This is a genomic window from Rhizobium sp. L9 (assembly GCF_002531885.1).
In the GTDB taxonomy this organism is placed as follows: domain Bacteria; phylum Pseudomonadota; class Alphaproteobacteria; order Rhizobiales; family Rhizobiaceae; genus Rhizobium.
Window position 1 is genome coordinate 75,243 of sequence record NZ_NWSZ01000006.1, and the last position, 24,543, is coordinate 99,785.

At 60.9% G+C, this 24,543-nt stretch carries 23 protein-coding genes and 1 pseudogene; 9 read left to right on the plus strand and 15 right to left on the minus strand.

Annotated elements, in window-relative coordinates:
* Positions 1-35: 35 nt before the first annotated feature.
* On the minus strand, positions 36-2,123 hold the full coding sequence (locus CO660_RS07310) for a M3 family metallopeptidase (protein WP_097598177.1): 2,088 nt from the start codon (positions 2,121-2,123) through the stop codon (positions 36-38).
* Positions 2,124-2,349: 226 nt separating this feature from the next.
* Here CO660_RS07310 and CO660_RS07315 point away from each other — a divergent pair, with 226 nt between their 5' ends.
* A complete protein-coding gene (locus CO660_RS07315) occupies positions 2,350-2,781 on the plus strand; it encodes a hypothetical protein (protein ID WP_097598178.1) in 432 nt (143 codons plus the stop codon).
* Between the two features lie 30 nt (positions 2,782-2,811).
* On the opposite strand, the gene CO660_RS07320 is transcribed toward CO660_RS07315, so the two are convergent.
* Entirely contained in the window at positions 2,812-3,453 is a 642-nt protein-coding gene (locus CO660_RS07320) for a LysE family translocator (RefSeq protein WP_097598179.1), read from the minus strand.
* 255 nt (positions 3,454-3,708) lie between these two features.
* The gene (locus CO660_RS07325; RefSeq protein WP_097598323.1) at positions 3,709-4,932 is read right to left on the minus strand and encodes an argininosuccinate synthase; all 1,224 of its coding nucleotides are present in this window, start codon (positions 4,930-4,932) and stop codon (positions 3,709-3,711) included.
* A gap of 178 nt (positions 4,933-5,110) precedes the next feature.
* Here CO660_RS07325 and CO660_RS07330 point away from each other — a divergent pair, with 178 nt between their 5' ends.
* Positions 5,111-5,962 (plus strand): SDR family NAD(P)-dependent oxidoreductase, encoded by an 852-nt coding sequence (locus tag CO660_RS07330; RefSeq protein WP_097598180.1) that lies wholly within the window; start codon positions 5,111-5,113, stop codon positions 5,960-5,962.
* A gap of 184 nt (positions 5,963-6,146) precedes the next feature.
* Complete coding sequence (locus CO660_RS07335) at positions 6,147-6,788, plus strand: LysE family translocator (protein ID WP_097598181.1); 642 nt, start codon at positions 6,147-6,149, stop codon at positions 6,786-6,788.
* A gap of 84 nt (positions 6,789-6,872) precedes the next feature.
* Here the strand turns inward: CO660_RS07335 and CO660_RS07340 are convergent, their stop codons facing one another.
* The 5 genes from CO660_RS07340 to CO660_RS07360 form a co-directional block, all read right to left on the minus strand.
* Positions 6,873-7,667: an ABC transporter ATP-binding protein gene (locus CO660_RS07340; protein ID WP_085779731.1), complete on the minus strand. Its 795-nt coding sequence runs from the start codon at positions 7,665-7,667 to the stop codon at positions 6,873-6,875.
* Entirely contained in the window at positions 7,664-8,542 is an 879-nt protein-coding gene (locus CO660_RS07345; RefSeq protein ID WP_097598182.1) for an ABC transporter permease, read from the minus strand. The genes CO660_RS07340 and CO660_RS07345 overlap by 4 nt, the downstream gene beginning before the upstream one ends.
* A 119-nt stretch (positions 8,543-8,661) precedes the next feature.
* On the minus strand, positions 8,662-9,615 hold the full coding sequence (locus CO660_RS07350; protein ID WP_097598183.1) for an ABC transporter substrate-binding protein: 954 nt from the start codon (positions 9,613-9,615) through the stop codon (positions 8,662-8,664).
* A 93-nt stretch (positions 9,616-9,708) separates the two neighbouring features.
* Positions 9,709-10,938 (minus strand): 23S rRNA (adenine(2503)-C(2))-methyltransferase RlmN, encoded by a 1,230-nt coding sequence (gene rlmN / locus CO660_RS07355; protein ID WP_097598184.1) that lies wholly within the window; start codon positions 10,936-10,938, stop codon positions 9,709-9,711.
* 245 nt (positions 10,939-11,183) lie between these two features.
* Positions 11,184-11,705, minus strand: a complete 522-nt coding sequence (locus CO660_RS07360; RefSeq protein WP_085779735.1) for an invasion associated locus B family protein — start codon at positions 11,703-11,705, stop codon at positions 11,184-11,186.
* 335 nt (positions 11,706-12,040) lie between these two features.
* Here CO660_RS07360 and CO660_RS07365 point away from each other — a divergent pair.
* Positions 12,041-12,581: pseudogene (locus CO660_RS07365) on the plus strand (sigma-70 family RNA polymerase sigma factor).
* 15 nt (positions 12,582-12,596) lie between these two features.
* Here the strand turns inward: CO660_RS07365 and CO660_RS07370 are convergent.
* Both CO660_RS07370 and CO660_RS07375 read right to left on the minus strand, forming a co-directional pair.
* The gene (locus tag CO660_RS07370) at positions 12,597-12,989 is read right to left on the minus strand and encodes a YkvA family protein (protein WP_097598185.1); all 393 of its coding nucleotides are present in this window, start codon (positions 12,987-12,989) and stop codon (positions 12,597-12,599) included.
* Positions 12,990-13,056: 67 nt separating this feature from the next.
* A complete protein-coding gene (locus CO660_RS07375; protein ID WP_085779737.1) occupies positions 13,057-13,362 on the minus strand; it encodes a 4a-hydroxytetrahydrobiopterin dehydratase in 306 nt (101 codons plus the stop codon).
* Between the two features lie 33 nt (positions 13,363-13,395).
* On the opposite strand from CO660_RS07375, the gene CO660_RS07380 reads away from it, so the two are divergent.
* The gene (locus CO660_RS07380) at positions 13,396-13,896 is read left to right on the plus strand and encodes a low molecular weight protein-tyrosine-phosphatase (protein ID WP_097598186.1); all 501 of its coding nucleotides are present in this window, start codon (positions 13,396-13,398) and stop codon (positions 13,894-13,896) included.
* On the opposite strand, the gene thpR is transcribed toward CO660_RS07380, so the two are convergent.
* Positions 13,803-14,396, minus strand: a complete 594-nt coding sequence (gene thpR / locus CO660_RS07385; RefSeq protein ID WP_097598187.1) for an RNA 2',3'-cyclic phosphodiesterase — start codon at positions 14,394-14,396, stop codon at positions 13,803-13,805. The two genes, CO660_RS07380 and thpR, sit on opposite strands and share 94 nt — an antisense overlap.
* A 68-nt stretch (positions 14,397-14,464) precedes the next feature.
* On the minus strand, positions 14,465-15,109 hold the full coding sequence (locus tag CO660_RS07390) for an arylesterase (protein ID WP_097598188.1): 645 nt from the start codon (positions 15,107-15,109) through the stop codon (positions 14,465-14,467).
* Positions 15,110-15,181: 72 nt separating this feature from the next.
* On the opposite strand from CO660_RS07390, the gene CO660_RS07395 reads away from it, so the two are divergent.
* The 4 genes from CO660_RS07395 to CO660_RS07415 all read left to right on the plus strand — a co-directional run bounded on the left by CO660_RS07395 (position 15,182) and on the right by CO660_RS07415 (position 19,997).
* The gene (locus CO660_RS07395; RefSeq protein ID WP_097598189.1) at positions 15,182-15,889 is read left to right on the plus strand and encodes an ABC transporter ATP-binding protein; all 708 of its coding nucleotides are present in this window, start codon (positions 15,182-15,184) and stop codon (positions 15,887-15,889) included.
* A complete protein-coding gene (locus tag CO660_RS07400) occupies positions 15,886-18,429 on the plus strand; it encodes an ABC transporter permease (protein WP_097598190.1) in 2,544 nt (847 codons plus the stop codon). Before CO660_RS07395 ends, CO660_RS07400 begins: the two co-directional genes overlap by 4 nt.
* Positions 18,430-18,603: 174 nt before the next feature.
* Positions 18,604-19,332 carry a Bax inhibitor-1/YccA family protein gene (locus CO660_RS07410; RefSeq protein WP_085779743.1) on the plus strand — a complete coding sequence of 243 codons (729 nt, stop codon included), beginning with the start codon at positions 18,604-18,606 and terminating at the stop codon, positions 19,330-19,332.
* 107 nt (positions 19,333-19,439) lie between these two features.
* The gene (locus tag CO660_RS07415) at positions 19,440-19,997 is read left to right on the plus strand and encodes a GNAT family N-acetyltransferase (RefSeq protein WP_097598192.1); all 558 of its coding nucleotides are present in this window, start codon (positions 19,440-19,442) and stop codon (positions 19,995-19,997) included.
* 6 nt (positions 19,998-20,003) lie between these two features.
* Here CO660_RS07415 and CO660_RS07420 read toward each other — a convergent pair whose 3' ends face one another.
* The 3 genes from CO660_RS07420 to acnA all read right to left on the minus strand — a co-directional run bounded on the left by CO660_RS07420 (position 20,004) and on the right by acnA (position 24,480).
* A complete protein-coding gene (locus CO660_RS07420; protein ID WP_085779745.1) occupies positions 20,004-20,405 on the minus strand; it encodes a DUF2794 domain-containing protein in 402 nt (133 codons plus the stop codon).
* Between the two features lie 298 nt (positions 20,406-20,703).
* The gene (locus CO660_RS07425) at positions 20,704-21,444 is read right to left on the minus strand and encodes a thioredoxin family protein (RefSeq protein WP_085779746.1); all 741 of its coding nucleotides are present in this window, start codon (positions 21,442-21,444) and stop codon (positions 20,704-20,706) included.
* A 345-nt stretch (positions 21,445-21,789) separates the two neighbouring features.
* Entirely contained in the window at positions 21,790-24,480 is a 2,691-nt protein-coding gene (gene acnA / locus CO660_RS07430; RefSeq protein WP_097598193.1) for an aconitate hydratase AcnA, read from the minus strand.
* Between the last annotated feature and the right edge of the window lie 63 nt (positions 24,481-24,543).

The following is a 24,543-nucleotide window of genomic DNA, read 5'->3' on the forward strand; positions in this document are numbered from 1 at the left end:
CGCCATGCCGCTCGCTTCTCTGTCATCAAACTGTCTTAAGCGTCGCTGCCTGTCAATTCCTCGAAGGTGGCGAGTCCCTTTTTGACCAGCATAGCATCCGGCCTCGGCAGCTTGCCGCGGAAGGCCTTGTAGGCATCCTCGGGATCAACTGAGCCGCCGGTGGAATAGATATTCTCCTTGAGCTTGCGCGCCATCTCGCCGTTGAAGGCGTCTCCCGTCTCCTCGAAGGCGGCGAAGGCATCGGCGTCGAGAACTTCCGACCACATGTAGGAATAATAGCCGGCCGAATAACCGCCGGAGAAGATGTGCTGGAAGTGCGGTGTGGCATGGCGCATGACGATCGACTTCGGCATGCCGATCTCGGCCAGCACCTCCGCCTGTACCGCCATCGGATCGTCAACCGCTTCGCGCGTATGAAACGCCATATCGACAAGCGCCGACGAGGTGAATTCGACGGTATTGAAGCCGGCATTGAAGGTGCGGGCCGCCAGCACCTTGTCGAGGAGCGCCTGTGGCATCGGCTCGCCTGTCTCGAAATGCACGGCGTATTCCTTGAGGATGGCGGGAACAGTCAGCCAGTGCTCATAAAGCTGCGAGGGCAACTCCACGAAATCGCGCGAGACGCCGGTGCCGGAAACCGAGGGATAGGTGACGTTTGAAAGCATGCCGTGCAGCGCATGGCCGAATTCATGAAACAGCGTGCGGGCATCGTCGAGCGACAGCAGCGCCGGCTTGCCTTCAGCGGGCTTGGCGAAATTGCAGACATTGTAGATGATCGGCAATTCGCCGCGGCGGCCGTTCTTCAGTTGCAGCTTGTGCTGCGATTGCAGCGAGCTCATCCAGGCGCCTGAGCGTTTCGAGCTGCGGGCGAAATAATCGCCGAGGAAAAGGGCGACCAGTCTGTCGTCCCGATCTCTGATTTCGAACACTCTGACGTCGGGGTGATAAGCCGCGACACCCTTCTTCTCGACCGCGCGGATGCCGAACAGCCGGCCAGCCACGTCAAAGCAGGCGTCGATGATCTTTTCGAGCTGCAGGTAGGGCTTGAGCTCGGCCTCGGAAAAATCGAACTTCCGCGCCCGGATCTTTTCGGCGTAGTGGCGCCAGTCCCAAGGCATCACCTCATGGTTCCGCCCCTCCTCGGCGATCAGTGCCGCGATGTCGAGCTCTTCCTCGCCGGCGCGTTTCACCGCCCGCGCCCAGACGGCCCTCAGCAGGTCGTTCACCGCATCGGCCGTCTTGGCCATCGTGTTGTCGAGCTTCAGCTCGGCGAAATTCCCGTAGCCGAGCAGCTTCGCCACCTCGTGGCGCAGGGCCAGCGTTTCCTTGATGACGCCGCGATTGTCCGTCTCCCCGCCGTTTGCGCCGCGCGCCACCCATGCCTTGAAAGCCTGTTCGCGCAGATCCCGGCGCTCCGAAAAGGTCAGGAACGGCTCGATGATCGAGCGCGACAGCGTCACCGCATATTTGCCCTCCTCGCCGCGTTCGCGCGCCGCCGCTGCCATCGCGTCGCGCAGGAATTCCGGCAGCCCGTCGAGCTCTGCACCCTCGGATAGCATCAACGCCCAGGCCTTCTCGTCGGCCAGCACGTTCTGGCCGAACTGGGTGCCGAGACCCGCGAGCTTTTCGTTGATCGCCGCAAGTTTCTCCTGCTCGGGCTTTTGGAGCTTTGCGCCGGATTTGACGAAGCCTTTCCAATGGCGTTCCAGCACCCGCGTCTGTTCGAGCGTCAGGCCGAGGCTCTCGCGGTTCTCCCAAAGCGTATCGATGCGGGCAAAGAGTGCGGCATTCATCCCGATCTTCGAATAGTGCCGTGACATCTTCGGCGAAATCTCCCGCTCGAGCGCCTGGATGACCTCGTTGGTATGTGCGCCCGCCTTGTTCCAGAACAGCGCCGAAACGCGCGACAGTGCATCGCCGGCGATCTCAAGCGCCACCACCGTATTGTCGAATGTCGGCGCATCGCTATTTCCGGCAATCTCATCGATCTCCTGTTCATGCGCGGCGAGCGCTGCGTCGAAAGCGGCAGAAAAATCGCCATCATCGATGGCATCGAAACGTGGCAGACCGTGGAGAGCGTCCCAATTGACGAGCGCCGGATTGAAATCATGGGGAGAAGCCATCGGAGAATTCCTTTTGGTATGCGAACGGATGGTCAATATAGGAGAGCCGCCGCAGAATTGGTATGTCGCCGCGTTAGGCGTTTGCCTCGTCGGGCGATCTGACGCAGGTCAGCCAGAGCCGGCACACAAGATTTGACAATTGAAAATTAACTATTTGTTAACGATTGACGCGAATCACCCACAGGCGCTAGTTTCCCAATGATCTTCCTGCCAGGGGACATGCGCCATGGAAATTTTTTCCCTGCGGTCTTCTCAGAGTTTGCTGTTTAAAAACAACCCTAATAACGCAAGAAATTCGAAGACTGCCGATATTCAAATCGAGACCAAGGCTCCGGCCCCGGTTTCGTTCCAGCTCGAAGATAATCTCGACGAGGGGCCGGATTTCACCGCCGTCAGCCCTGGCGAGCTGCGCAACTACGCCCGCCAAAGCTTCGATAGCGGCCTGATCGATCAGAACACTTACGCCGCGATCTCCGAACCATTGCCGATGCATGCGATCGATCCACTGGGCAATATCATCGATCTCTCCAGCGTCACCGACGGCACGAGTTTCAATTTCCTCGATTATTATAAGAATCAGCTGCAGGTCGCCATGTCGATCGGCGATCCTCATGAAGTCCAGACGCTAAAGTCGATCGTCAATTTCCTGAACGGCTGAGCGAATGCGCCTCGCATGAAATGAGGCGCTTCAAGCCTTGCGCCAGCCGATGAGGCCGGGCGTTGCATGCCATAGCGCCTGGGCGGCAAAGCCCATGAACAGCACGCCGGACGAGCGCACGATCAGCCGCTCATGCGCGCGATAGAAGCGACGAACCGCCCCCGCCCCGATGATGCCGATCAGAATGACGTCGGCTGTCACGAAACCCAGGAAAGACACAACGAGAAGCACCGGCAGCGCCTCGAAATCGAGCGCGCCGGCCGAGCCCGCGACCAGCGCCGTGAATGTGGCAAGCGCGACCGGATAACCCTTCGGATTGGTGACGCCGAAAATCAGGCCACGCCGGAACGGCCGCTCGACCATAACAAGCGCCTGCCCGTCCGGTCTCGGCTTGGCGTTGACTGCGCCCCAACCGATCCAAGCGAGGTAGAAACCGCAGGCGAGCCCGAGCAGATCGAAGACGAAGGTCCCGATCGTCTTCGCCCCGACGATCGCAATCAGCGCCAGCGACGACCAGATGAGATCCCCGACCAGATGCCCCATCATGAACAAGGCCCCGGCCTTGCGCCCCTGACCGGCGCCGATGCCGAGCAGTTGCAGGAAGGCGGGTCCCGGAATGAGCACATAGAACAGCGCCGCCAGAAAGTCGCCGAAAAGCAGGGACTGCGTCATGAGAATGCTCCGAAGAATGACCAGAGCAGACTAAGTGATGGCAGGCGCCGGTCAAGGGCGATTAAGCGGCCATGAAAAGGTCAGAGCGGTTCTGCGCTCGGTGAAAAGCTGAACCGCTCGATCGCAATCTGCATCTCGTCATCACCTTCCGGTTGCGCGGTGCGCCGTGCTTTGACCGTCCGTACCTCATTTCAGGAAAAAGCCCGCACGGCAAAAATACCGGCGGGCTCGTATCGAGTCCAAGAAAACGCGTGATTACGTCCCGAGATTGCGCTTGCCGAGCGTGCGCAGGCGCAGCGCGTTGAGCTTGATGAAGCCGGCCGCATCCTTCTGGTCATAAGCGCCCTGGTCGTCCTCGAAGGTGACGAGCTTGTCGGAATAGAGCGACTTTTCGCTTTCGCGGCCGATGACCATGACATTGCCCTTGTAGAGCTTCAGCGTCACTTCGCCTTCGACATGCTCCTGGCTCTTGTCGATCAGCGCCTGCAGCATCTCGCGTTCCGGCGAGAACCAGAAGCCGTAATAGATCAGCTCGGCGTAGCGCGGCATGATCTCGTCCTTGAGATGGGCGGCACCCCGGTCGAGCGTGATCGATTCAATGGCGCGATGGGCCGAGAGCAGGATCGTGCCGCCGGGCGTTTCGTAAACGCCGCGGGATTTCATGCCGACGAAACGGTTCTCGACGAGATCGAGACGGCCGATGCCGTTGTCGCGGCCGTAGGTGTTGAGAGTGGCGAGCAGCGTCGCCGGCGACATCTCGACACCATTGATAGACACGGCATCGCCCTTGCGGAAGCCGATCTTGATTGTCGTCGCCTTGTCGGGAGCGGCCTCCGGCGAGATCGTGCGCATGTGCACATATTCCGGCGCCTCCTGAGCAGGGTCTTCCAGAACCTTGCCCTCGGAAGAGGAATGCAGAAGGTTGGCGTCGACGGAGAAGGGAGCCTCGCCCTTCTTGTCCTTTGCAACCGGGATCTGATGCTTCTCTGCGAATTCGAGCAGGTCGGTGCGGCTCTTGAAGGACCAATCGCGCCACGGCGCAATGATCTTGATGTCAGGGTTCAGGGCATAGGCGGAGAGCTCGAAGCGAACCTGATCGTTGCCCTTGCCCGTGGCGCCGTGGGCGATCGCATCGGCGCCGGTCTTGCGGGCGATATCGATCAGATGCTTTGAGATCAGCGGACGGGCGATCGAGGTGCCGAGCAGGTAGACGCCCTCGTAGACGGCATTGGCGCGGAACATCGGAAAGACGAAGTCGCGCACGAATTCCTCGCGGACGTCCTCGATATAGATCTCCTTGATGCCGAGCATTTCGGCCTTCTTGCGCGCCGGCTCCAGCTCCTCGCCCTGGCCGAGATCGGCGGTGAAGGTGACGACTTCGGCGCCGAGTTCCGTCTGCAGCCACTTCAGGATGATCGAGGTGTCGAGGCCGCCGGAATAGGCGAGCACGACTTTCTTCACGTCTTTGTATGATGCCATGATGATGAGGTCCGTTGCATAAAGGCCGGCGAAAACCCGGTGTCGCGGCACTTTTAGCGAGATTGGCGCGTGACGCAAGGGCAAGTGCGATGGCTGAGGCGCCGATAGCGTTTGACAGTGCGCAAGCGGCACCCATATTCGGCTGCGTGCGAACAATGCTCGAGGAGGGGCTGTCCCCGTGACGAATATTCAAGATATTTTCAAGAAGTCCAATGTTGCCGTCATCACCGGCGGCGCGTCCGGCATCGGACTTGCGGCGGCGAAGTATTTTGCCGGACGCGGCATGAGCGTCGTCATCGCCGATCTCGGCGGCGATCGGCTGGCCAACGCCGCCGAGGAGCTCAAGGCCATTGCCGGCGAAGAGGAGGTGATGGCAGTTGAGACCGACGTCGCCAGCCGGGAATCCCTGGAGGCGCTGGAACGCGCCGTACTCCAGCGTTTCGGCCGCGTGCACGTGCTGATGAACAATGCGGGCATTGGCCCGAAAACCTCGATCTTCAGTTCGCAGTCAAATTGGGACCATATCTTCGCCGTCAACCTGATGGGCGTGGTCAACGGCACGCGCGTCTTCGGGCCGAAGATGCTGTCCCACGGCGAGCCCGGCCTGATCATTAATACCGGCTCCAAGCAGGGCATCACCACGCCGCCGGGCAACCCGGCCTACAACATCTCCAAGGCTGGCGTGAAAGTCTTTACCGAGGCGCTCGAACACGAACTGCGCAACACCGCGGGTTCAAAGATCTCGGCGCATCTGCTGATCCCCGGCTTCGTCTTCACCGGCCTCACCAAGGGCGACCGGGCGGAAAAGCCAGCCGGCGCCTGGACACCGGAACAGACGGTCGATTTCATGGTCGAAAGCCTGGAACGCGGCGATTTCTATATCCTCTGCCCCGACAACGACGTGACCCGCGCGGTCGATGAACGCCGCATGGCCTGGGCCGCCGGCGATATCATCGAGAACCGCCCGCCGCTGTCGCGCTGGCACAAGGATTACGCCGACAAGTTCAAGGCCTTCCTCGAAGAGAAGTAATCGGTGCCACTGCATTTCACCCGGAAGCGTGCAGCGGTCCCGGGATAACGACATGCACAAAACAAACAGCGAATGCGCGCCGCATGAATCAAGTTTAGTGCGACGCGCATGAGAAGGTTTGATTGGTAATTTTCTGAAGGCTGGATAAGTAGTCACCTTGACTGTCCAGCTTTCCGAGCGTGCCATGGATTTCCTGCCGAACCTGCCGACCCTTCTCGCCTTTGCCGCCGCGACGCTGCTGCTCGCGGCGACCCCAGGTCCCGATATGACGCTGTCGATCAGCCGTTCACTCGCCCAGGGCAAGAAGGCGGCCCTTTTCGTCGTCGTCGGCACCAGCCTCGGCATCGTCGTCCACACCATGCTGGTCGCCTTCGGCATTTCCGCGTTGATCACCGCTTCGCCGACCGCTTTCCTGATCCTGAAGACCGGCGGCGCCGGCTATCTGCTCTGGCTCGCAGTGCAGGCGATCCGCTTCGGCTCGAAACTGACGGTCGCCAACGTCGAGACGCAGAAGGGCACCGCGCTTGCCAACGTCTCATCCGGCTTCTGGGTCAATCTCCTGAACCCCAAGGTCATCATCTTCTTCATGACCTTCCTGCCGCAATTCGTCAGCGCCGGCGATCCCGCCGTCACGCAGAAGCTGCTGTTTCTCGGCTTTTGTTTCATCCTGATCGGCATGCCCGTCAATGCCGCTGTCGTCTTTGCCGCCGACTGGCTGGCGTCCTGGCTGCAGAACAACAAGAAGATTCTGCGCGGCATGGATTACACCTTCGCCGGCGTCTTCTCGATCTTCGCCGCCAAAATCCTGCTCACCCAGGCTCGATAGGTCGCGGTCGGCTTTGCCGATCCGCACGCTGACGGCTCAGCCGATCAGCACGCTGTTGGTTCAGCCAATCAGCACGCTGTTGGTTCAGCCAATCAGCAAAGCATCGTCATCGAGCGTCTGGCCGCGCATCTTGCGGAACATGGCGATCAGATCTTCGACCTGCAGGTCCTTCCTGCTGTCGCCCGCCACGTCGAGAACGATCTCGCCACCATGGAGCATGATCGTGCGGTGGCCGTAATCAAGCGCCTGGCGCATGGAGTGCGTGACCATCATCGTCGTCAGCTTGCGCTCGGCAACGATCTTCTGCGTCAGATTCATCACGAACTCCGCCATCCCGGGATCGAGGGCCGCCGTATGTTCGTCGAGCAGCAGCACTTCCGAGCCGGCAAGTGTCGCCATGACGAGCGAAACCGCCTGACGCTGCCCGCCCGAGAGCAGATCCATGCGGTCCTTCAGCCGGTTCTCCAGCCCGAGATTGAGCTCGGCGATCCGCTCCTTGAAATAGTCCCGACGTTTGCCGCCAAGCGCCGGCACAAGCCCGCGCTTTTCGCCGCGCCGGGCAGCCAGAGCAAGATTCTCTTCGATCGACAATGAGCCGCAGCTTCCCGTCAGCGGGTCCTGGAAGACGCGCGCCACCAGGCCGGCGCGTGCCGCCGTCGATTTGCGCGTCACATCGCTCTTTCCGATCAGCACCTGTCCCTCGCTCGGGATGACATCGCCGGCGAGCACGCCGAGCAGCGTCGATTTGCCGGCACCGTTGGAGCCGATGACGGTGACGAAGGAGCCTTGCTCGATGGTCAGGCTGACGCCGTTCAGCGCCTGCTTCTGCAGCGGCGTGCCGCGTCCGAAAACGACCTTGATGTCTTTGACGCTGATCACGACACGGCACCTCGGCGAAGACGGGGAAGAATGAGCGCGAAGGTCACGAGCACCGCCGTCACGAAATTGAGGTCGGAGGCCTGCAGGCCGATGACGTCGCTCGACAGCGCCAGCTGGATCGCGATGCGATAGAGGATCGAGCCGAGCACGCAGCCGACAAGCGCGATCAGCAGGCCGCGGCGTCCGAGCAGCGTCTCGCCGATGATGACCGCCGCGAGCCCGACGACAATCGTGCCGACGCCCGAAGTGACGTCGGCAAAGCCGTTGGTCTGGGCAAACAAGGCGCCGCCAAACGCCACCAGCGCGTTCGAAATCGCCATGCCGAGATAGATTTGCCGGCTGGTGTCTACGCCCTGGGCGCGGGCCATGCGCGCATTGGCGCCGGTCGCGCGCATCGCAAGCCCGGCATCGCTTTCGAGGAAGCGCCAGACAAGGATCAGCGCGACGATCACCAGAACGCCGACAAAGAGCGGCCGCACGTAGAAATCGCGCAGGCCATGGCCGAAGAAGGAGCTGATCATCGTATCGGCATTGATGAGAGCGACGTTAGGTTTTCCCATCACCCGCAGATTGACGGAGAAGAGCGCGATCATCGTCAGGATCGAGGCGAGCAGGTTGAGGATCTTGAAGCGCACGTTGAGCAGCGCCGTCACCATGCCGGCCGCCGCGCCCGCCGCCATCGCAATCAGCGCTGCGAGCCAGGCATTGACGCCGGCAATAATCAGCACCGCGGTCACCGCCGCGCCGAGCGGAAAGGAACCATCCACCGTCAGGTCCGGGAAATCGAGGACGCGGAAGGCGAGATAGACGCCGAGGGCGACGAAGGAATAGACCAGGCCGAGCTCGACGGCCCCCCAGAATGCGATTTGGCTCAAGGCTTTCAGCCCCTTTTGTTTCCGTTCCGCCCGTCGCGAAACCGCAGCCTTTTAATACTTCAGCCGCCCCCGCGCAAACGGGAGCGGCTGAATGTGAATGGTCGAAGGAACGATGGCCGTCATTCGATGACCTTGTTGGCGCGCGAAAGCACGCTCTCGGGCAAGGTGACGCCCATCTTGGCCGCGGCGGCCTTGTTGACCACCAGATCGCTGCCTGCAGCGGTCTTGACCGCGATGTCGCCGGGGTTCTCACCCTTCAGCACGCGCACGACGATCTCGCCCGTCTGCTTGCCGACATCGTAATAGTTGAAGCCGAGGGCGGCGATCGAGCCGCGCGAAACCGAATCCGTATCGGCGGTGAAGAGCGGCAGCTTGCTCTCTTCGGCAACCGCAACGGCGCCTTCGAGCGCGGAGATGATCGTGTTGTCGGTCGGAACGTAGATGGCGTCGGCGCGGCCGACGAGGGCGCGCGCCGCACCCTGAACCTCGGCAGACTTGGTGGCAGCCGATTCCACGACCGTCAGGCCGGCCTTTTCGGCCTCGGCCTTCAAGACGGCGAGCAGCGAAACCGAGTTCGCCTCACCTGAGTTGTAGAGGTAGCCGATGGTTTTGACCTTCGGCACGATTTCCTTGATCAGCGCCAGGTGCTCGGCGACCGGCGACATATCGGAAAGGCCGGTCACATTGCCGCCGGGCTTGTTCATGTTCTTGACGAGCTGGGCGCCGAGCGGATCGGAGACGGCGGTGAAGACGACCGGAATGTCACGCGTCGAGGAAACGACCGCCTGGGCCGAGGGCGTGGAGATCGGCACGATGACGTTGGGCTCGTCGCCGGCGAACTGGCGGGCGATCTGGGCAGCGGTGGCCGGATTGCCCTGCGCCGATTCGAACAAGAATTTCAGGTTCTCGCCTTCCTTGTAGCCGGCGGCCGTCAGCACGTCGAGAACGCCCTTGCGCGCGGCATCCAGCGCCGGGTGCTCGACGATCGCGGTGACGGCGACGGTCACGTTGTCGGCCTTTGCGGGCAGGGAAAGGGCCAAAGTGGCGGCAAGAGCGAGCAGAATCGGGCGCATGGGTGTCCTCCTGAATGATTTTGGCGGCACTATTAGGAAAAGCGCATGCTTAAATCAATGCAGGAGAATTGTAGCGAGGATCAAACTTGCTGATCAGTCGTCGGCGCCGTGATTGGCGATCATCATCGCCTCGAAGGCCAGGCGCTCGGTCTTGCGCATGCGTTCGGATTCCGATTTCAGCTGGCCGCAGGCGGCAAGAATATCGCGGCCGCGCGGCGTGCGGATCGGCGAAGCGTAACCCGCCGAATTGATGAAATCGGCGAATTTCTCGATCTGCTCCCAATCCGAACACTGATAATTGGTACCGGGCCAGGGATTGAACGGAATGAGGTTGATCTTCGCCGGCACGCCCTTCAGGAGCTTGATCAAACCCTTCGCGTCTTCGAGGCTGTCGTTGACATCCTTCAGCATCACATATTCGAAGGTGATGCGCCGCGCATTGGAAAGGCCCGGATAGGCCTTGCAGGCGTCGATCAGCTCCTTCAGCGGATATTTCTTGTTGATCGGCACGAGGATGTCGCGCAGGTCATCGCGCACCGCATGCAGCGAGATCGCCAGCATGACGCCGATCTCCTCGCCGGTGCGGAAGATCTCCGGCACGACGCCGGAGGTGGAAAGCGTCACGCGGCGCTTGGACAGCGACAGGCCGTCGCCATCCGTGGCGATCAGCAGCGCCTGCTTGACGCTGTCGAAATTATAGAGGGGCTCGCCCATGCCCATCATCACGATATTGCTGACCTTGCGGCCCTCGGCAGGCATGATCGTGCCCTGCGGCGCTTCACGATCCGGGAAGTCGCCGAGCCGGTCGCGAGCGAGCAGCAACTGCGACAGAATTTCCTCCGCCGTCAGGTTGCGCACCAGGCGCTGTGTCCCGGTATGACAGAAGGAACAGGTCAGCGTGCAGCCGACCTGGCTTGAGATGCAGAGCGTGCCGCGGCCCTCTTCCGGAATGTAGACGGCCTCTATCTCGACCGCGCGTCCTGCGCCTCGCGCGGGAAAACGCAGCAGCCATTTGCGCGTGCCGTCGTTCGAGACCTGCTCCTCGACGATTTCCGGACGCGCGATGGTGAAATGCGTCTTCAGCATTTCGCGCATATCCTTGGCGACATTGGTCATATGGTCGAAATCAGAGACGCCGCGCACATAGATCCAGTTCCAGAGCTGCGAGACGCGCATCTTGATCTGCTTTTCGGGTACTCCCTTTTCCCGGAGCGCTGCCGCCATTTCCTCGCGGGAGAGCCCGATCAACGACGGCTTCTCGGCGCCGGAAGGCGGGCGCGCGGCCTGAGGTTTGTTGACGACGATTGCATCCATGACGGACATAGGCTTCTGACCCCGAATTCAAACACGTAACCGTTCCGCAAGCCGCTGACTTCACGGTGTGATCCGGAAGACTTGCGGGCGCATGACGGCACATTGGCAGAAATTGATCGCAGACGGCGACTGATATCGCGAACTGTCCGCTGTTTACGCGGCCTTTAGCATCATTTTGGCTGCGCGTCACTATAGATGGAAATAACAAAGGCCGGCGCAAGGCCGGCCTTTTGAACTCTCTCAGCAAAAGCCGCTTACTTGCAGCTTTCGATCTGCTTGAGCGCTGCCGAGATGCCCGAGAGCGAATAGCTGTAGGACGTGCCGGTGCCTTTGCGCGAAACCGCATTCACGGTCATCGAATGGCCGGTCTTCATCGCAGCGACGAGGGCCGGCTCCTGGGCAGCATTCTCGACCCAGCCGGCCTTGTCCTTGGTGAACATGACGAAGGTCTTGTTGTCGATGACGACGTTGATCTTCGAATTTTCCTTCACCGTATAGCCCATCATCGCCTGCGGCTCATAGGAGATGTTCTGGCCCGGACGCTGCGAAACGATGAAGAAATTGTCGCCGTGGTCGACGCTTGCCGGCTGCTTTGCCGTCGGGACCGACAGGACGTAGCACACGGTGCTGTTGCCCGACTTGTAGGAATAAGCCCCCCAGGCCTGGAACTGCTGAATGCGGGTCGGCGCGGCGGCGGTCGCGGCCTGCTGCGCTGCCGCCACTCCGGCCATTGTCATGGTGAGGGCGAGGGCGGATACGATACTTCTTACAAACATGGATTCCTGCCGGTTCTTGCGATTCAAGGCCCGAAGCGATCATAGCGGGCGCCGCATAATCACGATCTGCTTTATTTTGACTTAATTCAGGTTACCAAATGGTCAACAATAGCTGCGATTTGTATGTGCCTGTGTCATTTCAGCTCGACTGCCACTTTTGCCCCTTGCCGAAATCGGCTGCGATGCCGGTGCGCCGATGGCACGGCTGGCCGTTCGGCTGAACTTAAGACACAAAGATTCAGGCAAGAGTTTGACCTTTCAAAAATCCGCTGTACCTCATTAAGACTTTGGAAATCCGGGACGAAATTTTTGTCCTAGGGGGCTGGTGAGACGAGATGGGTGCCCGGGAAAGACAGCGTTTCGCTGCCCTCGCAAAGGCGGTCGCAGACGATCGCGACCAGCAGGCCTTTTCCATCTTGTTCGACTATTTCGCCCCGCGCCTGAAAGACCTGGCTAACGCGCCAGAAGATGACGTCAGGCGACGCCGAAGAGCTGGTCCAGGAGATCATGATCGTGCTCTGGCACAAGACCTGTGTCTACGATGCACGCGATCTTCTCTGTCCACCTGGCTTTTTCGCATCGCCCGCAACCGCCGCATCGATCTGCGGCGCCGCACCAGCACCCGCACTTTCGACGAAACCGACCCGAGCCTGCTGCCATCGGCCGAGATCGGCGCCGATGAAATCATCGCCAATGGCGATCGCGACGCCAGCTACGCGCCGCTGTCGAACAACTGCCCGAAGAACAGCGCGACATGATGCGTGCAGCTTTCTTCCTCGGCGAATCGCATTCCGGCTGCCGCTCGGCACGCTGAAATCACGTATTCGGCTTGCATTTGGAAAGCTTCGCAAGATGCTGGAGCGGGAACTCGGCTGAACCGAGTCGCGGTCTTCAAATCGTTTTCATCGTTTCGGCGGGCCTGTCGGCAAGGACCCTGTCCGCCGCGTCGTAATGGCTCGGCCGGATATGACCGCGCACCATGGCGAAGGCGGCGGAAAGCACGGCGATGTCGTCAGAAAATCCGATGACGGCGAAAATATCCGGAATCATGTCGACCGGCATGACGAAATAGGCCAGCGCTGCCAGCAACACGCCGCGCACCTTGGTCGGCGTCTGCGGATCGAGCGCGCAGTAGAAACCAGCGACGACGTCGCGCGAGAAGGGAATCTGCCGCACGGCCCGGCGGAAGGTCGGCCAGAACTTCTGCCGTACGCTTTCCTCCCGCCGGTTCTGGGTGTCCTCGTCGCCCGGCAGCAGGATTTCCCCGAATTTGACCTCGTCCATCCCTGACATCCTTTCGTCCATGCGAACATATGGTGATGGCGCTTCGGCTTTCAATCAGCGCTCGTTTTCAAACGGCACCGCGTGCTGCCACCTTGTCCATCGCCCTGGCGAGCTTGAAATCCAGTTCCGTCAGCCCGCCGGCATCATGCGTGTTCAGCGTCACATCCACCCTGGAATAGACGTTGAACCATTCGGGATGGTGGTTGAGTTTCTCGGCCGTAATCGCCGCCTGCGTCATAAAACCGAAGGCCTCGATGAAATTTGAAAACTTGAACGTTTTCGAGATCGAAGAGGCCGCATCGTTGAGCGCCCAGCCCGAAAGCTCGGCCATTCGTGCCTCGGCCGCGGCCCGTTCCAGTCTTTCCTGTTTCATGCCATGGTCCTCTCATCTGTCAGCAGGTTACCGATGAAAGACATCAGCATCCTTTTCGTTTGTATGGGCAATATATGCCGTTCTCCGCTCGCGGAGGGAATTTTTACCCATCTTGTCGCCGAGGCGAGGCTGACCGATCGCTTCGCGATCGATTCCGCCGGCACCGGCGACTGGCATGAAGGCGAACCGCCCGACCGCCGTTCGATCGCTGTTGCCCGCAATCATGGCCTCGACATAGCAGGGCAACGTGCCCGGCGCATCCGTTCGATCGATTTCGTCAGTGTCGATCTGATCGTCGCCATGGACCGCGACAACGTGGCGGAACTCAACAGGATCGCCTCTCCCGAGGCGAATATCCAGCTGTTCGGCGATATCGCGCTGGGAACGGGGGAGGACATTGCCGACCCCTATTATGGCGGTCCGGAAGGTTTCGAGCTGCTCTATACCAGGCTCTTGACCGGCTGCAGCAGCCTGCTCGAAACGCTCGTCGCCGGACGTACTTCGTGCAGCGGGAACACTTCCTCGGTGAGATAGGGCCCGCCACCGACCGATTCGCGCGATGAAAGCAGCACGAAACGCGGCGCCGTGAAGGTCGCGGTGTGGAAGTTGCCGCGCCCGCTCAGATATTGCACGACATCGTCGAGCCGCGAGGATTTCAGCCGTGCCAGCGTCACGTGCGGCGTGAATTTGCGCGGATCCGGCGGCAGGCCGATGCGCTGGCAGATCCGTTCGATCTCGGCCTGCAGGGCGTACATTTCAGGCGAGTGAGAAACGCCTGCCCAGACCGAGTGTGGCTTCTTTGAACCGAACGAGCCGATGCCTTCGAGCCGGAACTGAAATTCCGGCCGATCGATCCGGTCGAGACGTTCAACGATTTCATCGGCCGTGCGGCCGTCGACATCACCGATGAAGCGTAGCGTGATGTGGTAATTTTCCACATCGATCCATCGTGCTCCGGGGAGGCCACCGCGCAGCAATGAAAGGCTCATTGCCGCATTGCGCGGAATTTCGAGGGCGGTAAACAGTCTCGGCATAACGAGCACTCCCCGAATCTTTTGCAGGTGCTTACACGGAATCACGCAATCAATGGCCGTGCAAGCCCCTAATTCTTCACAGAAGAAATCGTATCGATGAAATTTGTGACATCAGCTTCCATTTTCTCGACCATGACGTCGACACCTCTCGCGTTCGGATGCATGCCGTCATCGAGCTTCAGCCCCGCATCGAGCGCAACCCCGTCGAGGAAGAAGGCATAGAGTCGAACTCCGTGTTTCTCCGAAAGTTTCCGATAAATCGGATTGAAGCGCGCCGCATAATCCGCTCCCATGTTCGGCGGCGCCATCATGCCGACAAGCAGCACCGCTATGCCGCGCGCCTTGAGCCGGGCAATCATCTGGTCGAGATTTTTCTCGCTCTCTTCCGGCGGAATTCCACGCAGCGCATCGTTGGCGCCAAGCTCGAGGATAACGCCATCGGTGCCGTCGGGGACCGACCAGTCGATCCGGGCAAGCCCACCTGTCGTGGTGTCGCCGGAAACCCCGGCATTGGCAATGGAAACGTCGAGCCCCTTCGCCTTCAACGCCGCCTGCAGCTTTTCCGGAAAGCCCTGGCCGGGCGGCAGCTGATAACCCGCCATCAGGCTGTCCCCGAATCCGACGAGATTGATCGTCCGCGCATTCGCTCCAACGGCAAAGATCAGCGACACCGCGATGACGGTGAATTGATGCGCGGCAACTTTAAATCTCATTCTGGCTTCCCTAGATTGGCGAGGTGCCGTTATGCGGCCATTGCGTTAGAGATTAATATAGGGCGATTTCCGTTGGCAAAAACCATCATCGAGTTGAAGGGCGCCGATCTCACCCTTGGCAGTGCGGCCGCCTCCGTCCATGTTCTGAAGGGTATCGATCTCGATATATCGGCCGGCGAATCCGTCGGCATCGTCGGGCCTTCCGGTTCCGGCAAATCCACTCTGCTGATGGTGCTTGCAGGACTGGAGAAGCTCGACAGCGGCGAAATCAACATCAATGACACGCCGCTCCACGCCCTCAGTGAGGATGAGGTCGCCGATTTCCGCGGCCGCAACATCGGCATCGTCTTCCAGTCCTTCCATCTGATTGCCAACATGACGGCGCTGGAAAACGTCGCGGTGCCGCTGGAGCTCGCCAATATCAACAACGCCTTCGAAATCGCCCATCGCGAACTGAGTTCGGTCGGTCTCGGCGAACGGCTGAACCACTATCCCGGCCAGCTTTCCGGCGGCGAGCAGCAGCGCGTGGCGATTGCCAGAGCGCTCGCTCCTTCGCCCGCCTTGCTGATTGCCGACGAGCCCACAGGCAATCTCGATACCGAGACCGGCCGACAGATCGCCGACCTTCTTTTCGCCAAGCAGGCCGAGCGCGGCATGACCCTGCTTCTCGTCACCCACGACGTCTCGCTTGCAAACCGCTGCTCGCGCCAGATCCGCGTCCGTTCCGGCAGGATCGAGGGCGACAGCGCTGCCCGCCGCAGCGAAGCGGCAATCGCATGAGCATGGTCACGCCACGCGTCGCGCTCGCTTTTCGCCTGGCGCTTCGCGAGTTGCGCGGCGGCATCCGCGGCTTCTATATCTTCCTGGCCTGCATCGCACTCGGCACCGGGGCGATCGCCGCCGTCAATTCCGTTTCGCAGTCGATCACCGACACGATCGCCTCGCAGGGGCAGGAGCTGCTGGCGGGCGACGTCCGCTTCGAACTCAACAATCGCCAGGCGACACCTCAGGAAATGAGCTTCCTTCAGGGCCTGGGAACCGTTTCGGTTTCAACGGGTCTGCGCTCGATGGCCCGCAAGCCCGACGGTTCTGATCAGGCGCTGGTCGAGGTCAAGGCGGTCGATGACGCCTATCCGCTCTACGGCAGGTTCGTCGCCGAACCGGACTATCCGCTTGCAGCCCTGCTTTCCGGCCAAGGCGGCACCTATGGCGCGGTCGCCGCCCCGCTGCTTCTCGATCGGCTCGGCCTTGCGATCGGCGACGAATTGCTGCTCGGCAATGTCAAGCTCAGCATTACCGGTACAGTGAAGACCGAGCCGGACGCGCTGTCGGAAGGCTTCGGCTTTGCGCCGCGTCTGCTTGTCAGCCGACAGGCGCTCGAAGCCTCGGGGCTGATCCAGACCGGAAGTCTGGTTGAACACGCCTATAAGATCAGATTGGAAGACAAGCGCGCCATGTCGGGCATCCAGGCGCGTGCCTCCAAGGAGTTTCCCTCTGCCGGCTGGGCGATCCGCACCAGCGACCGCGCAGCGCCCTCGCTCACTGAAAACATCACCCGTTTCTCGCAATTTCTGACGCTGGTCGGCCTCACAGCCCTGATCGTCGGTGGTGTTGGCGTCGCCAACGCCGTGCGTGCTTTCCTCGATTCCAAGCGCACCACCATCGCCACCTTCAAATGCCTCGGCGCTCCGGCCGCCGTCGTCGTTCTGATCTATCTCTTTCAGATCGCCATCATCGCCCTTGGCGGCATTATGGCCGGCCTCGTCATCGGCGCCCTGTCGCCGATCTTTGCAGCACAGTTCCTGGCGCAATTCCTGCCGGTCTCGACCGAGCCGACCCTCTATCCCAGTGCCCTGCTGCTTGCGACGCTCTTCGGCATCCTGACCACGCTCGCCTTCGCCATTCTGCCGCTCGGCCATGCCCGCGAAGTACCGGCGACCGCGCTCTTCCGCGAGCAGGCTTTCGAGGCCCGCCGTCTGCCGTCCTGGCCCTATATCCTGCTTGCCGCCCTCTTCATGGCTGCCCTTGCTGGCCTTGCCATCCTCACCGCCTATGATCGTTTCATCGCCGTCGTCTTCGTCGGCGCAATCGTCTTCGCCTTCGTCGTCCTGCGCCTCGTCGCCGCCTTGATCGCTTGGCTCGCGCGCCGCAGCCCGCGCGTTCATTCGCCGGCGCTCAGGCTCGCAATCGGCAACATCCACCGCCCCGGCGCGCTGACGCCATCGGTCGTGCTCTCGCTCGGCCTTGGCCTGGCGTTGCTGGTGACCCTGACCCTGATCGACGGCAACCTGCGCCAGCAGCTGACCGGCCGAATGAACGAGGGTGCACCCAACTTCTTCTTCGTCGATATCCAGAGTGCCGAGGTCGACGCCTTCCGCAATCTTGTCCAGACGCAGGCGCCGAAGGGCAAGTTGATGGAGGTGCCGATGCTGCGCGGCCGGATCGTCGCCTTCAACGGCGAGGACGTCACCAAGATGAATGTGCCGGCCGCCGGCCGCTGGGTGCTGAACGGCGATCGAGGCATCACCTACGCCGACACGCTGCCGGAAAATGCCGCCCTCACCGAAGGCATCTGGTGGGACAAGGATTATAGCGGCGAGCCGCTCGTCTCCTTCTCCTCGGAAGAGGCGCATGAACTCGGGCTCAAGATCGGAGACACGGTGACCGTGAACGTGCTGGGGCGCAATATCACGGCAAATATTGCCAATCTGCGCCGCGTCCAATGGGAATCACTGTCGATCAATTTCGTCATGGTCTTCTCACCGAACACCTTCCGCGGCGCCCCGCATGCCTGGCTGGCGACCCTGACCGATCCCTCCTCGACGCCGGCCGAAGATGCGGCGATCCTGAAATCCGTCACCAATACCTATCCGACGATCACCAGCGTGCGAGTCAAGGACGCGATCGACATCGTCAACCAGCTCGTCAGGCAGCTTGCGACGGCGATCCGTGCCGCCGCATCGGTGGCGCTCATCGCCTCGATTCTTGTCCTGGCCGGTGCGCTCGCCGCCGGCAACAGGGCGCGCACCCACGATGCGGTGGTGCTGAAGACGCTCGGCGCCACGCGCGCCATGCTGATTCGCGCCTTCAGCTACGAATATCTGATCCTCGGACTGGCGACTGCGATCTTCGCACTCTTTGCCGGCGCCATCGCCGCCTGGTTCATCGTCGCCCGCATCATGCGACTGCCGTCTGCCTTCCTGCCTGACGTGGCGGGCCTGACGCTGGTGACGGCACTCGTTCTGACAGTCGGCATCGGTCTCATCGGCACCTGGCGCATCCTCGGGCAGAAGGCGGCGCCCGTGCTGCGCGAGCTTTGAAGCTGTCCCAAAAGCCTTCACCTTACGGCGATTTAACCGGCCGCGCCGTTGCAGGCCCCTTGTTTGCAAAGGGCGAAAGCCTCATATTGTCTGCAGGCATGCTGGAGCTCCGCAGCGGCGCCCGGGTCGAGAACCCCGACACCGTATCTCCTTCGGAGCTTGTAAGAGGAAACTATGGCTGATCTTCGTAACTATCAAAGCCGCGTCCAGACCGGCGAGATGATTGATCAAGGCCTGCGCGCATATATGCTCAAGGTCTACAACCTGATGGCGCTGGGCCTGGCGATCACCGGCGTGGCCGCATATCTCGGATTCAACTTCGCGGTCCAGGACGGCCAGCTCACCCAGTTTGGCGCGCTTCTGTTCCAGTCGCCGTTGCGCTGGGTCGTCATCCTTGCCCCCCTTGCGGTCGTCTTCTTCCTGAGCTTCCGCATTCATCAGATGAGCGTCTCCGCCGCCCAGACCACCTTCTGGATCTACGCCGCCCTGGTAGGGCTGTCGCTCTCGTCGATCTTCCTGGTCTATACCGGCCAGAGCGTTGTTCAGACCTTCTTCGTCACCGCCGCCTCCTTCGGCGCACTGTCGCTTTACGGCTATACCGCGAAGCGTGACCTGTCGGCGATGGGTTCGTTCCTGATCATGGGTCTCTTCGGCCTGATCATCGCCTCGCTCGTCAACATCTTCCTGGCTTCATCCGCGCTGCAGTTCGCGATCTCGGTGATCGGCGTGCTGATCTTCGCAGGCCTCACCGCCTACGACACGCAGCGGATCAAGGAACTCTACTATGAAGCCGATGACGTCGCTGTCGCCGGGCGCAAGGCGATCATGGGTGCACTGACGCTTTATCTCGACTTCCTCAACCTCTTCATGTTCCTGCTGCAGTTCATGGGCAACCGCAGATAACAGGCGCAATGAGATCGAAAAGGCGGCTTCGGCCGCCTTTTTTGTTGCGCCGGTTTCGCAGGGATGATTTTAGAGGAGCCTGCTCTTCCGATGGACCTGCCGCCCCGATGTCCTTCCTTCTGCGCAACGCCGCCCAAGCCGACATCCCCGCCATCACGGAGATCTATCGTGACTCGGTCCTGAATGGCGTTGCAAGCTACGAGATTGCGCCGCCCTCCGAGGCCGAAATGGCCCAGCGTTTTTCCGCGATAGTCAGTCAGCAATATCCCTACATCGCCGCGGCCGATGCGGACGGGAAACTCTTGGGCTACGCTTATGCGTCGGCCTTCCGCACCCGCCCCGCCTATCGCTGGATGGTGGAGGATTCGATCTACCTGGCCCCCGAAGCCCGCGGGCGTGGCATCGGCAAGGCACTGATGATCGAGCTGATCGACCGCTGCACCGCGCTTGGTTTTCGTCAGATGGTGGCCGTCATCGGTGGCGCGAGCCCGGCCTCGATCGCGCTTCATCTGAAGGCAGGTTTTGTGGAGGTCGGCCTGATGAAGGGCACCGGCTACAAGCACGGCCACTGGCTGGACACGATGCTCATGCAGCGCAGCCTCGGCGAGGGCATGACAACCGATCCGAATCCCTCCACCTACCCCGGTACGCTGTTTGCGGGCTGATAAGAGTTATTTGTCCACGAGTTTCAAGGTTTTGTCGAATACCTTGAGGACCTGGTTCAACTCGTGTCCGCGCTTCAGGATCATGCCGTTGATATTGATCACGGAATAGGCACCCTGTTTGGCGGCAAGCTTCGGGTTCTTTTCAATCCGGAAGAGCGGCATCTCGCCGGAGCGCTTGAAGACGGAAAAGACCGCTCTGTCCTTCAGATGGTCAATGGCGTAATCGCGCCATTCCCCCTCGCCCACCATGCGGCCGTAGATCCAGAGGATCGCATCCAGCTCGCGCCGGTGGAAAGTCACCGGAAGCGGGTCCTTGCTTTGTTTGTATTCCCTGAGATCGACGATGACCGAGGAACTATTGTCGACGGAGCGGCTTTCGCCGTGTCGCAAATCCGGCTGATCTGTCATCAGGTCTCCAAGGCCTCCGCTTGTGACAGGAGAGTGACAGTTTGCCCGAGCCGCCGCAAATTGCAAGAGCGGCGCTCCTCACATTCGCCGCAGGTCCAGTCACGTTCGCTGGGGACCAAGCAATGCTTTCTCCCCAGTGCCGCATTTCAGTCAAAACAGCGCCTCATTTGCGGGAGATTTATGCATCCCGGTTTGGCGCCAGCGCGCCAAAGGGCCCGGCGGAGCGTATCGACCTTAACCCCAGCCCCGAATACGCTCGGCCGGGCCGCCCGCATTTCACCCGTACTCGGGTGAAATATCAGATGCTTTTTCCCGCCATCACCACGGTCGCGCCGAGGATCGCCGCCGGATCGCCGTCGGCCGTGGCCGACTGTAGCAGGATTGCGCAGCCCTCGAGCTGCGGCCGCTGCAAGACGCTCGCCGGTAGCGTCAGACTGGTCGCCTTGCCATCCCACATGCCGACGGTTTCGACGTTGGTGACGCTGTGCAGATAGGAGATCTTCTTTCCGCTGTTTTCGCCTTTCTCAACGTCGATTGTCTTCTCCTTGTCGAAATAGACCATGACGACATTGGCCTTGCCCTGTCCGGCACCGATCTTGATCTCCAGCTCGTCGCCGCGCATCGCCGCGCTGATGGGAACGGTCAGCCCATTGCCTTCGCTGCTGTAGGTGTCGATCTTGCTGTTGATGCCGGTGAGATCGGCGCCGGCCAAATGGCCGCGCCCATTGACGATGGCCTGCGGCGTATAGACGTTGCTGCGACCCATCGTCCTGGCATAGCCGTATTGCCGCTCGGTATTTTCCTTCGAGCTCAGCGTATCGGCCCAGCCGAGATAATTCCAGTAGTCAATGTGATAGGCGAGCGCGATGACATCGCCTTGGTTCACCAGCTTGCGGAAGGCGGCATCAGCGGGAGGACAGGAGGAGCAGCCCTGTGACGTGAAAAGCTCGACGACGCCTCTCGGCTTGCCGTCTTCGGCATGCAGCGAGCCTGCAAAAGCAACGCCGGCGATCAGCGAAATCAAGAAACGGGGGGACATTCACCTGCACCTCTTTTTCAGCGCCGGCGGCGTTTAGGAACCGAAGGCTCTGAGACATGAACGTACGAATAATCCTTCCGGGTCCAAACGAAAAGTCACGAACGGGTGAGACGTAGCTCGGCCGGAAGGCGCTGAAAACAAATCATCGTGAGCCCCATCGAATACTGTCGCCGCAAAGAAGAGCCGCCGGAAATTGCTCTCCGGCGGCCATTATCATAGCAAGCTCCAAGATCCGGATGATTTCAGGCCGATTCGGCCCAAAATCTGAATCCGGATCTACATCAAAAAAGCAGAGCATGATGTTGTCCGAAAACCGCTCACACTTTTCGGCATCATGCTCGACAATCAGGCAGCGAGATCACGCAGAACCGTCTGCAGGATGCCGCCATTGTTGAGGTAGATCACCTCGTCGAGCGTATCGACGCGCGACAGCAGCGGAACTTCCTTCACCGTGCCGTCGCCATAGGTGATCTTGGCGATCTTCCTCTCGCGCGGCTTGATCTTGTCCAGCCCCTCGATGGTGACGAGCTCGTCGCCCTTGAGGCCGAGGCTCTGCCAGGTCGTGCCCTCTTCGAAGACGAAGGGGATGACGCCCATGCCGACCAGGTTCGAGCGATGGATGCGCTCGAAGCTCTGGGCGATCACGGCCTTGACGCCGAGCAGGTTGGTGCCCTTGGCAGCCCAGTCGCGCGAGGAGCCGTTGCCGTATTCGACGCCGGCGAAGATGACGAGCGGCACGCCTTCGGCCTTGTACTGCATGGCGGCGTCGTAGATCGATGTCTCTTCCTTCGACGGATAGTGGATCGTGTAGCCGCCTTCCTTGCCGTTCGGGCCAAGCATGTGATTGCGGATGCGGATATTGGCGAAGGTGCCGCGCATCATCACTTCATGGTTGCCGCGCCGCGTGCCGTATTGGTTGAAGTCGGCAACGGCAACGTCATGGCCGATGAGGTATGCGCCGGCCGGCGATGCCGCCTTGATCGAACCGGCCGGAGAGATGTGGTCGGTGGTGATCTTGTCACCGAACAGGCCGAGGACGCGGGCGCCCTTGATGTCGGAGACGCCGGTGCCCTTCTTGCCCATGCCGACGAAATAGGGCGGGTTCTGGACATAGGTGGAGTTGTCGTCCCAGGCATAGGTCTGGCCCGGCGGGACCTGGACGGCCTGCCAGTTGGCATCACCCTTGAAGACGTCGGCATACTTGGTTTCGTAGAGTTCGCGGGTGACGTACTTCTGAATGAACTCCTGCACCTCGTGCGAGGTCGGCCAGATATCCTTGAGGTAGACCGGCTTGCCGTTCTGGTCTTCGCCGATTGGCTCCTTGGTCAGGTCCTTCTGGACCGTGCCGGCAAGAGCGTAGGCGACGACAAGCGGCGGCGAAGCGAGATAGTTCGCCTGGACGTCGGGCGAGATGCGGCCTTCGAAGTTGCGGTTGCCGGAGAGCACGCCGGAAACAATCAGACCCTTGTCATTGATCGTCTTGGAGATCGGCGCCGGCAACGGGCCGGAGTTGCCGATGCAGGTGGTGCAGCCGAAGCCGACGAGGTTGAAGCCGAGCTTATCGAGGTCGGCCTGCAGGCCCGACTTGGCGAGATATTCGCCGACGACCTGCGATCCGGGCGCGAGCGACGTCTTGACCCACGGCTTGGTCTTCAGCCCCTTGGCAACGGCGTTGCGGGCGAGAAGGCCGGCAGCGATCAGCACCGACGGGTTGGAGGTGTTGGTGCAGGAGGTGATGGCGGCAATCGCGACGTCACCATGGCCGAGATCGAAATCGGTGCCTTCGACTGCATAGCGGTTGTTGAGCTGCCCGGGCTTCTTGTAGTCGGCTTCCATCGACGTCGCGAAACCGGAAGCGATGTTTTCAAGCGCGATGCGGCCTTCCGGACGCTTGGGGCCTGCCATCGACGGCACGACGTCGCCGAGGTCGAGCTCCAGCGTATCGGTGAAGACGAGGTCGGAACCGTCGCCTTCGCGCCACATGCCCTGGGCCTTCGAATAGGCTTCGACAAGCGCGATGCGATCATGCGTGCGGCCGGACATGGTGAGATAGTTGATGGTTTCGCCGTCAACCGGGAAGAAGCCGCAGGTCGCGCCGTATTCCGGACCCATGTTGCCGATCGTCGCACGGTCGGCGAGCGGCATGTTGTCCATACCGGGGCCGAAGAATTCGACGAACTTGGAAACGACACCCTTCTTGCGCAGCATCTGCACGACGGTCAGAACGAGGTCGGTCGCGGTGACACCTTCCTTGAGCTTGCCGGTCAGCTTGAAGCCGATAACTTCGGGCAGAAGCATCGAAACCGGCTGGCCGAGCATGGCGGCTTCAGCCTCGATACCGCCCACACCCCAGCCGAGAACGCCGAGACCGTTGATCATCGTCGTGTGGCTGTCGGTGCCGACGCAGGTATCCGGATAAGCGATCGTCTCGCCGTCCTCTTCCTTGGTCCAGACGGTCTGGCCGAGATATTCGAGGTTGACCTGGTGACAGATCCCGGTGCCGGGGGGAACGACCCGGAAGTTCTTGAATGCCTGCTGGCCCCACTTCAGGAAGCGGTAGCGTTCGCCGTTGCGCTGATATTCCAGCTCGACATTCTTGGCGAAAGCCTGCGGCGTGCCGAATTCGTCGACGATGACTGAGTGGTCAATGACGAGGTCGACGGGAACGAGCGGGTTGATCTTCTCGGGATCGCCGCCGAGCGACACCATCGCGTCGCGCATCGCGGCCAGATCGACGACGGCGGGAACGCCGGTGAAGTCCTGCATCAGCACGCGCGCCGGGCGATAGGCGATTTCGTTTTCGACCGCACCCTTGTTGTTCAGCCACGCGGCGACGGCGAGGATGTGCTCCTTGGTGACCGACTGGCCGTCTTCGAAGCGCAGCAGGTTTTCGAGCAGCACCTTCATCGAATAGGGAAGCTTCGATACGCCGGCCAGACCGTTTGCCTCAGCCTTGGGCAGGCTGTAATAGACATAGTCCTTCCCGTTCACGGAAAGCGTGGAACGACAATTGAAACTGTCAAGAGATTTAGACACGAGAGACCCCGTTCTGATAGCCAACACAGTCGTGCGAACGCCTATGCACTTAATGCACATCAG